This window comes from Pseudomonas sp. TE9122 (assembly GCF_056278925.1).
This window is the reverse complement of record NZ_JBWBQI010000001.1, coordinates 1215973-1229684: the sequence shown is the minus strand read 5'-3', so window position 1 is coordinate 1229684 and position 13712 is coordinate 1215973. Positions and strand designations below refer to the sequence as shown.

At 59.4% G+C, this 13712-nt stretch carries 12 protein-coding genes; 5 read left to right on the top strand and 7 right to left on the bottom strand.

Annotated elements, in window-relative coordinates:
* Positions 1-733 precede the first annotated feature (733 nt).
* From ACZ9BE_RS05450 to ACZ9BE_RS05440, 3 genes are all read right to left on the bottom strand, one after another.
* Positions 734-2392, bottom strand: a complete 1659-nt coding sequence (locus ACZ9BE_RS05450) for a cation acetate symporter (protein ID WP_016771015.1) — start codon at positions 2390-2392, stop codon at positions 734-736.
* On the bottom strand, positions 2389-2700 hold the full coding sequence (locus ACZ9BE_RS05445) for a DUF485 domain-containing protein (RefSeq protein WP_016771016.1): 312 nt from the start codon (positions 2698-2700) through the stop codon (positions 2389-2391). The genes ACZ9BE_RS05450 and ACZ9BE_RS05445 overlap by 4 nt, the downstream gene beginning before the upstream one ends.
* A gap of 239 nt (positions 2701-2939) precedes the next feature.
* Positions 2940-3791 carry a glycine betaine ABC transporter substrate-binding protein gene (locus ACZ9BE_RS05440; protein ID WP_101158684.1) on the bottom strand — a complete coding sequence of 284 codons (852 nt, stop codon included), beginning with the start codon at positions 3789-3791 and terminating at the stop codon, positions 2940-2942.
* Positions 3792-4088: 297 nt separating this feature from the next.
* On the opposite strand from ACZ9BE_RS05440, the gene ACZ9BE_RS05435 reads away from it, so the two are divergent.
* A complete protein-coding gene (locus tag ACZ9BE_RS05435; RefSeq protein WP_476248998.1) occupies positions 4089-5684 on the top strand; it encodes a glycoside hydrolase family 17 protein in 1596 nt (531 codons plus the stop codon).
* 120 nt (positions 5685-5804) lie between these two features.
* Here ACZ9BE_RS05435 and ACZ9BE_RS05430 read toward each other — a convergent pair whose 3' ends face one another.
* Positions 5805-6173, bottom strand: coding sequence for a hypothetical protein (locus ACZ9BE_RS05430; RefSeq protein WP_095180744.1), 369 nt, complete (start codon positions 6171-6173; stop codon positions 5805-5807).
* A 224-nt stretch (positions 6174-6397) separates the two neighbouring features.
* On the opposite strand from ACZ9BE_RS05430, the gene ACZ9BE_RS05425 reads away from it, so the two are divergent.
* Both ACZ9BE_RS05425 and ACZ9BE_RS05420 read left to right on the top strand, forming a co-directional pair.
* Positions 6398-7696, top strand: coding sequence for a serine/threonine protein kinase (locus ACZ9BE_RS05425; RefSeq protein WP_258707793.1), 1299 nt, complete (start codon positions 6398-6400; stop codon positions 7694-7696).
* The gene (locus tag ACZ9BE_RS05420; RefSeq protein ID WP_041479602.1) at positions 7689-8477 is read left to right on the top strand and encodes an MlaA family lipoprotein; all 789 of its coding nucleotides are present in this window, start codon (positions 7689-7691) and stop codon (positions 8475-8477) included. Before ACZ9BE_RS05425 ends, ACZ9BE_RS05420 begins: the two co-directional genes overlap by 8 nt.
* A gap of 127 nt (positions 8478-8604) precedes the next feature.
* Here the strand turns inward: ACZ9BE_RS05420 and ACZ9BE_RS05415 are convergent, their stop codons facing one another.
* Positions 8605-9519, bottom strand: a complete 915-nt coding sequence (locus ACZ9BE_RS05415) for a DUF808 domain-containing protein (protein ID WP_024012143.1) — start codon at positions 9517-9519, stop codon at positions 8605-8607.
* A 135-nt stretch (positions 9520-9654) separates the two neighbouring features.
* Here ACZ9BE_RS05415 and ACZ9BE_RS05410 point away from each other — a divergent pair, with 135 nt between their 5' ends.
* Positions 9655-10263: a TetR/AcrR family transcriptional regulator gene (locus ACZ9BE_RS05410; protein WP_041479604.1), complete on the top strand. Its 609-nt coding sequence runs from the start codon at positions 9655-9657 to the stop codon at positions 10261-10263.
* 128 nt (positions 10264-10391) lie between these two features.
* Here ACZ9BE_RS05410 and ACZ9BE_RS05405 read toward each other — a convergent pair whose 3' ends face one another.
* Both ACZ9BE_RS05405 and ACZ9BE_RS05400 read right to left on the bottom strand, forming a co-directional pair.
* Complete coding sequence (locus ACZ9BE_RS05405) at positions 10392-10850, bottom strand: REP-associated tyrosine transposase (protein WP_056783876.1); 459 nt, start codon at positions 10848-10850, stop codon at positions 10392-10394.
* 212 nt (positions 10851-11062) lie between these two features.
* Positions 11063-11503 carry a GlcG/HbpS family heme-binding protein gene (locus tag ACZ9BE_RS05400; RefSeq protein WP_476248997.1) on the bottom strand — a complete coding sequence of 147 codons (441 nt, stop codon included), beginning with the start codon at positions 11501-11503 and terminating at the stop codon, positions 11063-11065.
* Between the two features lie 268 nt (positions 11504-11771).
* Here ACZ9BE_RS05400 and gcl point away from each other — a divergent pair, with 268 nt between their 5' ends.
* Entirely contained in the window at positions 11772-13547 is a 1776-nt protein-coding gene (gene gcl, locus ACZ9BE_RS05395) for a glyoxylate carboligase (RefSeq protein ID WP_041479607.1), read from the top strand.
* The last annotated feature ends 165 nt before the right edge of the window (positions 13548-13712 follow it).

The following is a 13712-nucleotide window of genomic DNA, read 5'->3' as shown; positions in this document are numbered from 1 at the left end:
CTGCACCTACACTCGCTGTGTACGACTGCGTCGTACGGTCGCTGCGCTCCCACACCCGGATCGATCCCGTAACGAAGCCTGCCGAAGGGGCAAAAGATCAAAAGCAAAAGCCAAAGCCAGATCAAGAGCCCCTCACCCTAGCCCTCTCCCAGAGGGAGAGGGGACTGACCGAGGTGTTTGGGCGAAACACGCCGACTTGCGATACCGAGTCGAATGCAGGTTTTGAACACCACACAAATCGGCTCCCTCTCCCTCGGGAGAGGGCTGGGGTGAGGGGCGAATCCACCGAAAATCTCAAGCCGTGCGACGCTTCTAACCACTCAACAATGAGCGTTAGCTCGAGTGCTTTTGATCTTGATCCACGGGCGACGTCGGAAGGCTGAGTGGAGGGATTGATCCGGGGGTGGGAGCGCAGCGACCGTCTGGCGCAGCCAGACACAGCGGAAGGAGGTGCAGCGAAGCAAACCGGAGCCGCTGCGCCCGGATCGATCCCGCAGCGAAGGAACCCGAGCCTGCGAGGGCCGAACGCAGGAGCAAGCCTTTTGGGTTACCTTTTCGGCGTTTGGAAAAGGTGACTCGCCGTAAGGGCGAAACCCTAAGCCGCCGTTACCGCAGCAACGGATATACACACCAAACCAACCGATAACCGCCCACAAAAAAAACGCCCCAATCTCTCAACCAGGGCGTTTTCTTGAAGCTTGAAGCTTGCAGCTTGCAGCTTACAACTGATCTCTTAGTGCGAAACCGCCCCACTCGCCCCCAACCCGGTCTGCGAACGCACAAACTGCGGGAAGAACAACGCCCGCTCATTGTCCGCAGCCGCCGACTTGTCGGTAATCGAGAAGAACCAGATCCCGATGAACGCAATCATCATCGAGAACAGCGCCGGATATTCGTAAGGGAAGATCGCCTTCTCGTGATGCAGAATCTGCACCCAGATGGTCGGGCCAAGGATCATCAGACCAACAGCACTCACCAGACCCAGCCAGCCACCAATCATCGCGCCACGAGTGGTCAGCTTCTTCCAGTACATCGAAAGCAGCAGCACAGGGAAGTTGCAGCTCGCCGCGATGGAGAACGCCAGGCCGACCATGAACGCAATGTTCTGGCTTTCGAACAGAATGCCCAGACCAATCGCCAGCACCGCCAGAGCGATAGTGGTGATCTTCGACACGCGAATCTCATCTTTCTCGTTGGCCTTGCCCTTCTTGATCACACTGGCGTACAGGTCGTGAGAAACCGCCGAAGCACCCGCCAGCGTCAGACCGGCTACCACAGCCAGAATGGTTGCGAACGCCACTGCCGAGATGAAGCCAAGGAAGATGCTGCCGCCCACCGCGTTGGCCAGGTGCACCGCCGCCATGTTGTTGCCGCCGAGCAAGGCGCCCGCTGCATCTTTAAAGGCCGGGTTGGTGCTGACGAGCAGGATCGCGCCGAAGCCGATGATGAAGGTCAGGATGTAGAAGTAGCCAATGAAACCGGTAGCGTACAGCACGCTCTTGCGCGCTTCTTTTGCGTCACTCACGGTGAAGAAGCGCATCAGAATGTGCGGCAGGCCAGCGGTGCCGAACATCAGCGCCAGACCCAGCGAGAATGCCGAGATCGGATCCTTCACCAGACCGCCGGGGCTCATGATCGCTTCGCCCTTGGCGTGAACCTTGATCGCTTCGGAGAACAGCGTGTTGAAGTCGAAGCCCACGTGCTTCATCACCATCAGCGCCATGAACGAGGCACCGGACAGCAGCAGCACTGCCTTGATGATCTGCACCCAAGTGGTCGCGAGCATGCCGCCGAACAGCACGTACATGCACATCAGCACGCCGACCAGGATCACCGCAACGTGGTAATCGAGGCCGAACAGCAGCTGGATCAGCTTGCCGGCACCGACCATTTGCGCGATCAGGTAGAACGCCACCACCACCAGCGAACCGCAGGCGGACAGGGTGCGAATCTGGGTTTGCCCGAGGCGGTAGGACGCCACGTCGGCAAAGGTGTATTTACCCAGGTTGCGCAGGCGTTCGGCGATCAGGAACAGAATGATCGGCCAGCCCACGAGGAAGCCGATCGAGTAGATCAGGCCGTCGTAGCCGGAGGTGAACACCAGCGCGGAGATCCCCAGGAAGGACGCCGCCGACATGTAGTCGCCAGCGATCGCCAGGCCGTTCTGGAAACCGGTGATCTTGCCGCCCGCCGCGTAGTAGTCGGCGGCCGAATTGTTTTTCTTCGAAGCCCAGTAGGTGATGTACAACGTCGCGCCGACGAAGGCCACGAACATCAGGATCGCCGGGATGTTCAGCGGCTGTTTGGCCACCTCCCCCGTCAATGCGTCAGCCGCCCAGACACTCGGCGCGAAAGCCGCAACACTCAATAAAGCCAGTAGACGCCGGATCATTGCTGAGCCTCCTTGAGAATCGCATTGTTCAGGTCGTCGAACTCGCCATTGGCGCGGCGCACGTAGATGCCGGTCAGGACGAAGGCTGAAATGATCAGACCGACACCGATCGGGATGCCCCAGGTGATCGAGGATTCAGGACTGAGTTTCGCCCCGAGCACGTGCGGCCCGTATGCGATCAGCAGGATGAATGCGGAGTAGAGCCCAAGCATGATTGCCGAGAGAATCCAGGCGAATCGTTCCCGTTTCTGAACCAGCTCCTTGAATCGGGGACTGTTTTGAATCGAGAGGTAAATGCTGTCGTTCATTGTTTTTATCCTCGCAGCACAAATTATTGTTGGAACGTAGCTAATGTATGCGGCTGCGAGAGAGGTTCCAGACGACCTTAGTAGTAGATGGCCATGATGTTTTTGCCATTTTCCGGTACACAGGAAAAAATGTGGGAGCGAGCCTGCTCGCGAAGGCGTCGTATCAGTCGATATTGCATCAACTGACAGATTGCATTCGCGAGCAGGCTCGCTCCCACAGGGGTGTGGCGGTGTTTAAATTACTTGGTCCAGTCAGCTACACGTTCCGGGTGTTTGGCCACCCAGTCCTTGGCCGCTGCATCAGGCTTGGCACCGTCCTGAATCGCCAGCATGACCTCGCCGATTTCGTCTTTCGAGGCCCACTGGAAGTTTTTCAGGAATTTGGCCACTTCCGGCGCCTTGGCGTCCAGGCCTTTGCTGCCGATGCTGTTCACGGTTTCAGCCTGGCCATACACGCCTTTCGGGTCGTCGAGGAAGCGCAGTTTCCACTTGGCGAACATCCAGTGCGGCACCCAACCGGTGACGGCGATGGATTCGTTCTTCTTCTCGGCGCGGGTCAGCTCGGCAATCATGCCGGCGCCGGAACTGGCCTTGAGGCTGTATTTGTCCAGGCCGTAATCCTTGATCGCCTGATCGGTCTTGAGCATTACGCCTGAACCGGCGTCGATGCCAACAATGCGGTTTTTGAAGGTGTCGTCGGTTTTCAGGTCTTCGATCGATTTGGCTTTGACGTACTCCGGCACGATCAGGCCGATCTTCGCGTCCTTGAAGTTCGGGCCGTAATCGACGACCTGATCCTTGTTTTTCGTCCAGTAGTCACCGTGGGTCACGGGCAGCCAGGCCGAGAGCATCGCATCGAGTTTGCCGGTGGCCACGCCCTGCCACATGATCCCGGTGGCGACAGCTTGCAGCTTCACGTCATAACCGAGCTTCTGTTTGATCACTTCGGCCGCCACGTGGGTGGTCGCGACGCTGTCGGACCAGCCGTCAACGTAACCGATGTTCAGGGTCTGTTTTTCAGCGTTGGCGAAAGTGGAACTCATCGCAAGCGCCAAAGCGGCACCTGCGCCTAAAAGTCGTCGCATCTTCATCGTTTACTTCCCCGAAATGCTGCGCCCGACGGATGCCGGGCATCGTCAACGTATTGTTATGGTGCACAGCGCCCCCATCACGCCGGACCTCACACACCGAACATCAGCCGATTTTTCAAAAAGGGTACTGATGGTTTGATCATCAACCTCAAGCGGCCGGCGACCTGCTCTGTCAGCGACCTCAAGGCAGCGAGAAACGACATCAGAAAGCCATTAATCAAGCGAGATTAATTGACGCCAGACAATCCGCCCGAACTTTGCATGTACAACGCCAGCGAGCCACCTGCCCTTTCATAAATGCAGGTAACATGCGTCGCTTTGCAGCCACTCGGCCTGACTATGTCCGCAACGTCCCGATTTCCTTTTCTGCCCTATCTGTTCGCCTGCCTGCTCGGGCTCCTGGCCCTTGGCGGTTTCTGGTATGGCCTCGGCCAACCGGTGTTCCTGCCGGACGCTGCAACGCCGACACACAAATTGCAGTGCGCCTCCTATACGCCGTTCGACAAGGACCAATCGCCGTTCGACGTGCCGTTCAAATTGCGCCCCGAGCGCATGGACGCCGACCTCGCGCTGCTGGCGACGCGCTTTGAATGCATCCGCACCTACTCGATGACCGGCCTCGACGCCCTGCCCGATCTGGCGCGCAAGCACGGTCTGAAGTTGATGATCGGCGCCTGGGTCAATAGCAACCCCGTCGATACCGAGCAGGAAGTCGACCTGCTGATCAAATCGGCCAATGCCAACCCCGACGTGGTCACCGCCGTAATCGTCGGCAACGAAGCGCTGCTGCGCAAAGAGGTCACTGGCGCGCAACTGGCCCGGCTGATCAACAAGGTAAAAAGCCAGGTCAAGCAACCGGTGACTTACGCCGATGTTTGGGAATTCTGGCTCAAGCACCCGGAAGTCGCCCCGGCCGTGGATTTTCTGACCATCCACTTGCTGCCGTACTGGGAAGACGATCCGTCGAATATCGACGTGGCGCTGCGGCATGTGGCGGATGTGCGTCAGGTGTTCGGCAACAAGTTCGCGCCCAAGGACGTGATGATCGGCGAAACCGGTTGGCCCAGCGAAGGCCGCCAGCGCGAAACCGCCGTGCCGAGCCGGGTCAACGAGGCGAAATTCATTCGTGGATTCGTGGCGATGGCCGAGCAGGAAGGCTGGCGTTACAACCTGATCGAAGCCTTTGATCAACCGTGGAAGCGCGGCAGTGAAGGCGCGGTCGGCGGCTACTGGGGGCTGTTCGATGCGGATCGGCAGGACAAAGGCGTGCTCGCCGGACCGGTGAGCAATGTGCCGTACTGGAAAGAATGGCTGGCAGTCGGTGCTTTGATTTTCCTCGGCACGCTGATCCTTGGTGGACGCGTGCGCACCACTCGTTCGGCGTTGCTGCTACCGCTGCTGGGCGCGGTCGCAGCGTGCTCGATTGGCGCCTGGGGCGATCTGGCTCGATTGACCACACGGTTTGCCGGTGAATGGCTGTGGGTCGGCTTGCTGACCGGGTTGAATCTGTTGGTGCTCGCGCATGCCGCGCTGACGTTGAGCGCACGCAGCGGTTGGCGCGCGCGAGCCTTCGATTTGCTCGAGCGTCGCGCCGGCTGGCTGGTCGCGGTGGCCGGTTTTGCCGCGGCGGTGATGATGCTGGAAATGGTCTTCGACCCGCGCTATCGCAGTTTCGCCAGCATGGCGTTCGTCCTCCCGGCGCTGGTCTACCTGTGCCGCCCGGTAAGCGTGCCGCGTCGGGAGGTTGCTCTGCTGACCTTTATCGTTGGCGCGGGGATTGCACCGCAGTTGTATCAGGAAGGGATGCTGAATCAGCAGGCGTGGGGCTGGGCGCTGGTCAGTGGATTGATGGTGGTGGCGTTGTGGCGCTGTCTGCGGGTTCGCAAGGCCTGATTTCAGCGCTTTCGAAATCGCCATCGCTGGCAAGCCAGCTCCCACAGGATTTCTGCTGCACACAAATGTTGTGTTCACCTCAATCCCTGTGGGAGCGGGCTTGCCCGCGATGACTGACTGTCAGGCGCTGCGGGACTCGCGGACCAGGCGCAATCCGGCAATCACCACCGCAAATACCGCTAATGTGGTGTTGTACAACGCCAGCGCCGGCAGGCCGAACACCAGCGCCAGCACCCCCAGCCACCACCCTGTCCGTCCCGGCAATACAAACGCCAATACCGCCGCGCCCACCGCCGCCCAGCCCAGCACCTTGAAATGAATCATCAGCCCGAGGTTCGACCGCACCACGCATTCCCAACGGCCGGTCTCGTCGACACAGATGCCCACCCACTGCCCGTCTTCCATGAAGCCATAGCGCGCGGCATAACTGCCGGCCAGCCACAGCGGCAACAAAACGAGCAGCACAATAACGGGCAAGCGGCGGGACATGGAGCACTCCAATCTGCGGAAATCGGCGGCCAGCTTAATCTGCCGACCGGCATTCGCAAGCACTAACAACTGTTAACTGTTCAGCGAGCCCTTGCAACGTGTATCGTCCAGCTACTATTACCCCGAATTCCGCCTGTTTGGTGCCGCAGCATGGCACTTTGGCGCACGGCCGGTGGTCATAGCCTGCGAACTTCAATCGGCACCTTCCTCTAAGGGATCTAGTCATGCTCCGTTCCTTGCGCTTCGCCGCGCTGTTCAGCGGCCTTATCTTGAGTGCGTCCGCGCTGGCGGTGGATATCGACGCCGCCAGCTATGGCTACCCGCTGACCAACCCGTTCGAGGCGACGATCGCCACGACACCACCGGACCTGCGTCCGGAGCTGCCGCTGGACGACGACATCAATCAATCGGACCGCAGCCTCACCCTGCGCCCGGAGCGTGAATTCCAACTGCCGGACAATTTCTGGGCAGTGAAGAAACTCACTTACCGCATCGCCACGCAGGACAAACCGGCGCCGCTTATCTTCCTGATTGCCGGCACCGGCGCGCGCTTTGACAGCACGCTCAACGAATACCTGAAAAAGCTGTATTACAAGGCCGGCTACCACGTCGTGCAGTTGTCCTCGCCGACCAGCTTCGACTTCATCAGCGCCGCCTCGCGTTTCGCCACGCCGGGCGTGACCAAGGAAGATGCCGAAGACATGTACCGGGTGATGCAGGCCGTGCGGGCGCAGAACCCGAAGCTGCCGGTCACCGAGTATTACCTGACCGGTTACAGCCTCGGCGCCCTTGATGCCGCGTTCGTCGCGCATCTGGACGAGACTCGCCGCAGCTTCAACTTCAAAAAAGTCCTGCTGCTGAACCCGCCGGTCAACCTATACACCTCGGTGACCAACCTCGACAAGCTGGTACAAACCGAGGTCAAGGGCATCAACAACAGCACCACGTTCTACGAACTGGTACTGACCAAGCTGACCCGCTACTTCCAGCAGAAAGGCTACATCGATCTCAACGATGCGCTGCTGTATGACTTTCAACAATCCAAGCAACATTTGACCAACGAACAGATGGCCATGCTCATCGGCACGTCGTTCCGCTTTTCGGCAGCCGACATTGCCTACACCTCGGACCTGGTCAACCGTCGCGGCCTGATCACCCCGCCGAAATTCCCGATCACCGAAGGCACCAGCCTCACGCCGTTCCTCAAGCGTGCGCTTCAATGCGATTTCGACTGCTACATCACCGAACAGGTTATTCCGATGTGGCGCGCACGCACCGACGGCGGCAGCCTGCTGCAACTGATCGATCAGGTCAGCCTGTATGCGCTCAAGGATTACCTGCACGACAGCCCGAAAATCGCCGTCATGCACAACGCCGACGACGTCATCCTCGGCCCTGGCGACCTGGGCTTCCTGCGTAAAACCTTCGGTGATCGCCTGACCGTTTATCCACTGGGCGGCCACTGCGGCAACCTTAACTATCGCGTCAACAGCGACGCCATGCTGGAGTTCTTCCGTGGCTAAATATCTCCTGCTGATTGCAGCGTTCCTCTGTGCAGGCGTGGCCCAGGCCGACAACAGTAAAGCCGATGCACCGGTGGTGGTCGACAGCGACGGCTTCAAGCAGCCGCTGACCAAACTCAAGTTCAACCCGGGCCTGGATCAGCGCGAATTCGAACGCTCCACGCTCAATGCGCTGAACGTCTATGACCCGCTGGAATCGTGGAATCGCCGGGTCTATCACTTCAACTACCGCTTCGACCAGTGGGTGTTCTTGCCAGTGGTCGATGGCTATCGCTACATCACCCCAAGCTTCGTGCGTACCGGGGTGAGCAACTTCTTCAACAACATTGGCGACGTGCCGAACCTGGTCAACAGCCTGCTGCAGTTCAAGGGCCAGCGCTCGATGGAAACCACTGCGCGCCTGCTGCTCAACACCACGATCGGCATCGCCGGTCTGTGGGATCCGGCAACCGCCATGGGCCTGCCGCGCCAGAACGAGGACTTCGGGCAGACTCTGGGCTTCTACGGCGTACCGGGCGGCGCCTACTTCGTACTGCCGATCTTCGGCCCGTCGAACATCCGCGACACCGCAGGTCTGGCCGTGGATTACACCGCCGACACCGCGATCAACTTCCTCAACGTCGCCGAAGTCAGCTCCAACCACCCGGAAGTCTGGGCCTTGCGTGCGATCGACAAGCGCTACCAGACCAGCTTCCGCTACGGCCAGATGAACTCGCCGTTCGAGTACGAGAAAGTGCGGTACGTCTACACCGAAGCGCGCAAGTTGCAGATCGCCGAGTAAATCGGCTGGCGCAAAACACTGTGGGAGCGAGCCTGCTCGCGAACGCGGAGTTTCAGTCAACATCGATATTGACTGAACTATCGCATTCGCAAGCAGGCTCGCTCCCACATTTGTTATGTGTTGCTGACTAACCCTTCAGCGCTTTCCAGAGCTTGCCTACGACCGAAACCACCGCCAACACCACAGCACCGGCAATAATCCCCGCAACACCATTGAGCAGCATCGGTACGGCAAACCCGGCACTGCCCGCCGCTGCGCCGACACCTTCGATCCAGTGATGCAGCACCGGCACGCCATGGGTCAGGATGCCGCCGCCGACCAGGAACATCGCTGCCGTGCCAACCACCGACAGGGTTTTCATCATGTACGGCGCGGCGCTGAGAATGCCGCCGCCGATCTTTTTCGCCATCTGCCCGGGCTTCTGCGTCAGCCACAGCCCCAGGTCGTCGAGCTTGACGATGCCCGCCACCAAACCGTAAACGCCCACGGTCATGACAATGGCTATGCCGGACATGACGACCACTTGCTGGGTCAGCGAGGCATCTGCCACGGTGCCGAGGGTGATCGCAATGATTTCTGCCGAGAGAATGAAGTCAGTGCGGATCGCGCCTTTGATCTTGTCCTTTTCGTACGCCACCAGATCGGTCGCCGGATCGGCCACTGCTTCGGTCAACTGCGTGTGCTCTGCCTCGTCTTCCTCTTTGCTGTGCAGAAACTTGTGCGCGAGTTTTTCAAAACCCTCGAAACACAGGTACGCGCCGCCGACCATCAACAGCGGCGTCACCAGCCAAGGCACAAAGGCGCTGATTGCCAGCGCCGACGGCACGAGGATCAGTTTGTTGACGAACGAGCCCTTGGCCACCGCCCAGACCACGGGAATTTCCCGCTCGGCGCGCACGCCCGATACCTGCTGGGCATTGAGCGCCAGATCATCACCGAGCACTCCGGCGGTCTTCTTCGCGGCCATCTTGGTCATCAACGCAACGTCATCCAGAACGGTGGCGATGTCATCGATCAGCACCAGCAAACTGCTTCCTGCCATGAATCCTGTTTCCTTCTGTGTATGAATGTTGCCAAGCATAACGCGACCGCCGGCCACAGGCTGCATTGTTGAGCGCCGCTCAAGGCCGGTGCTACCATGCGCCACCGCCAGAACAGGCAAGGAACCACCGGGTTTATGAGCACAATCCGCGAGCGTAACAAAGAACTGATCCTGCGCGCCGCCAGCGAAGAGTTTGCCGACAAGGGCTTCGCGGCGACCAAAACCAGCGACATCGCCGCCAAGGCGGGATTGCCCAAGCCCAACGTCTACTACTACTTCAAATCCAAGGAAAACCTCTATCGCGAGGTGCTGGAAAGCATCATCGAGCCGATTCTGCAGGCCTCGACCCCGTTCAACCCGGACGGCGTGCCGAGCGAAGTGCTGAGCGGCTACATCCGCTCGAAGATCCGCATCTCCCGCGACCTGCCCTACGCCTCCAAGGTGTTCGCCAGCGAAATCATGCACGGCGCCCCACACCTGAGCGCTGATCTTGTCGAGCAGCTCAACGCCCAGGCCAAACACAACATCGCCTGCATCCAGAGCTGGATCGACCGCGGCCAGATCGCCCCGATCGACCCCAACCACCTGATGTTCAGCATCTGGGCCGCGACCCAGACCTACGCCGACTTCGACTGGCAGATTTCCGCGGTGACCGGGAAAGACAAGCTTGATGAAGCCGATTATGAAGCGGCGGCGCAGACGATTATCCGGTTGGTGTTGAAGGGGTGTGAGCCGGATCGGTGAGATCGGGGGAACCGCTTCGCGAGCAGGCTCGCTCCCACAGGGGTTGTGGTGTCCAGACATTTTGTGTCCAACCCAGATCCACTGTGGGAGCGAGCCTGCTCGCGAATAGCTGCACCGCAGACCTCAACTCATAACCAGATCGAATCCCACAACGGATAGTCGCCAAGGCTTTTGACCAGCCCTGCCCGCAATGGGTTGGCAATGACATACCGAGCCATCTTCACCAGATTCTCCTCTTTACGCAGTGCCCGGTCATGGAAGCCAGGTTGCCAAAGGCTGGACTTTCTACCGGTCGAAAGCTTTACCGCTTTGGTGCTGAGGGATTTAGTTCGCTGCATCAATTCGCCGAGCGAGCCACTCTTCAATTCAATCAGCCAGTGAAAATGATCTGGCATTACGACCCAAGCCAGAGAATTGGCCAATCCCGTTTCCTCAGCTGCCCTGAATTGGCTTACAAGCAATCTGCCGAGGAAGAAATCGCTGAATACAGGTTCTCTCCCGGCGGTATTGGCGGTCAGAAGGTAAATGCGGTTGTGTTCTGAATAGCGTCCGATGCGCAAGCGATGTGAAGCAGATAAACCCGGCATTCCGTTGCCTTCTCATATGTTGATCATGAGAAGGCTAGCCGTGGAGATGGCGAAGAGAGCGTCAGACTTTTAGCAAGATGTGTAGCGCAGATCGTATTCGCGAGCAGGCTCGCTCCCACAGTGGGCTTCAGGTGTTCAGACATTTTGTGTCCAACCCTGATCGAATGGGGGAGCGAGCCTGCTGGCGAAAGCGGTCATTCAGACACTGACATTCAACCAACCACCCCGCCATCCGCCCTCAAATCCAGCGCTTCCACCGCTCTGATCGCCACCTGCTCATCCACATCCGACAAATCCCCACTGATCCCGATCGCGCCCAGCACTTCACCCGCCTGATTTCGAATCAACACCCCACCCGGTGCCGGCACTACGCTGCCCTGCCCCATGTTGTTCAATGAAGAAAAAAACGCCGGGCGCTGCTGCGCGTCCTGGGCGAGCAGGCGGGAGCCTTTACCCAGGGCGATGGCGCCCCAGGCTTTGCCGATGGCGATGTTCGGGCGCAGCAGGCTGGCGCCGTCTTCGCGTTGCAGGGCGATCAGGTGGCCGCCGTTATCGAGTACCGCGATGGTCAGCGGTGCGGCGTTGATGCCGCGTCCTGCGTTGATGGCTTCGCTGACCAGGTTGACTGCGACTTTCAAGGTTAAAGCGCTCATGGTGCCGTCCTCATTTTGTTATAGGGAAAGTCGTGGGACTGCGCGTTTGTGCCGCAGGCCGATGCCACAAATAGAACACAATGAGTTATTTTTTTGTATACAATAATTCTCGAAAAGCGCCACATGCGACGAAAAGCCACAGCACTTCGGGCTTCCGACGAATGAAACAGGCGCTTGAGAAAATGGATTGACCTGCGCCGTCCGCCGTGAATACACTCTGCGCAAAGCCACTTGTATACAATTACAAAACGTAAAGAGGCACAAAACCATGAGCAAAATGAGAGCAATCGAAGCCGCCGTTCTGGTGATGCGCCGTGAAGGGGTTGATACCGCTTTTGGCATCCCGGGCGCAGCGATCAACCCGCTGTACTCCGCCTTGCAGAAAGTCGGTGGCATCGATCACGTCCTTGCTCGCCACGTTGAAGGCGCCTCGCACATGGCCGAGGGCTACACCCGCACCAAGGCCGGCAATATCGGCGTGTGCATCGGCACGTCCGGCCCGGCCGGCACCGATATGGTCACCGGGCTCTACAGCGCCTCGGCTGACTCGATTCCAATCCTCTGCATTACCGGCCAGGCACCCCGCGCCCGGATGCACAAGGAAGACTTCCAGGCTGTCGACATCACCAGCATCGTCAAGCCAGTGACCAAGTGGGCGACCACCGTTCTCGAACCGGGCCAGGTGCCTTATGCGTTTCAGAAAGCCTTCTATGAAATGCGCTCCGGGCGTCCAGGCCCGGTGCTGATCGATCTGCCGTTCGACGTGCAGATGGCCGAGATCGAATTCGACATCGACGCTTACCAACCGCTGCCATTGGCCAAACCGACCGCAACCCGCGTGCAGGTCGAGAAGGCTCTGGCGCTGCTGGATCAGGCCGAGCGTCCATTGCTGGTCGCCGGTGGCGGCATCATCAATGCCGACGCCAGCGACCTGCTGGTCGAGTTCGCCGAGCTGACCGGCATTCCGGTCATCCCGACCCTGATGGGCTGGGGCACCATCCCTGACGATCACCCGCTGATGGTCGGCATGGTCGGTCTGCAGACGTCGCACCGTTACGGCAACGCCACCATGCTCAAATCCGACGTGGTGCTGGGCATTGGTAACCGTTGGGCCAACCGTCACACCGGTTCGGTGGATGTCTACACCGAAGGCCGCAAGTTCATTCACGTCGACATCGAGGGCACGCAGATCGGCCGCGTGTTCACCCCGGATCTGGGCATCGTTTCCGACGCCGCTGCCGCGCTGACCGTGTTCATCGAAGTGGCCCGTGAATGGCAAGCCGCCGGCAAGCTGAAAAACCGCAGTGCCTGGCTGCAGGATTGCCAGCAGCGCAAGGCCAGCCTGCATCGCAAGACCCACTTCGACAACGTGCCGGTCAAGCCGCAGCGCGTCTACGAAGAAATGAACCAGGTGTTCGGCAAGGACACCTGCTACGTCAGCACCATTGGTCTGTCGCAGATTGCCGGCGCGCAGTTCCTGCACGTCTACAAGCCGCGTCACTGGATCAACTGTGGCCAGGCCGGCCCGTTGGGCTGGACCATTCCGGCGGCGCTGGGCGTGGTGAAGGCCGATCCGAGCCGCAAAGTCGTGGCCCTGTCGGGGGACTATGATTTCCAGTTCATGATCGAAGAACTGGCGGTCGGCGCTCAGTTCAAACTGCCGTACATCCACGTCGTGGTGAACAACTCGTACCTGGGCCTGATCCGTCAGGCCCAGCGCGGGTTCGAAATGGACTACTGCGTGCAGCTGTCCTTCGATAACCTGAATGCGCCGGAACTCAACGGTTACGGGGTTGACCACATCGCAGTCGCCGAAGGCCTCGGCTGCAAGGCGCTGCGTGTGTTCGAACCGTCGGAAATCGCCCCTGCCCTGCGCAAGGCCGAACAGATGATCGAAGAGTTCAAGGTGCCGGTGATCGTCGAGATCATTCTGGAGCGTGTGACCAACATCTCCATGGGTACCGAGATCAACGCGGTCAACGAGTTCGAGGACCTGGCACTGGTCGGCAACGATGCGCCGACGGCGATTTCGTTGCTCGATTGATTGCTTTTAGCCCCCTCTCTCTCTGGGAGAGGGCTGGGGTGAGGGAAAGGTTTTGCGGTGTTCGCACAATCGGGATCAGACTCAGGATTCCCCCTCACCCTAACCCTCTCCCCCAGGAGAGGGGACTTGACCGCGCTCAGTCTGACCTACCGTGCCTCATCAGTT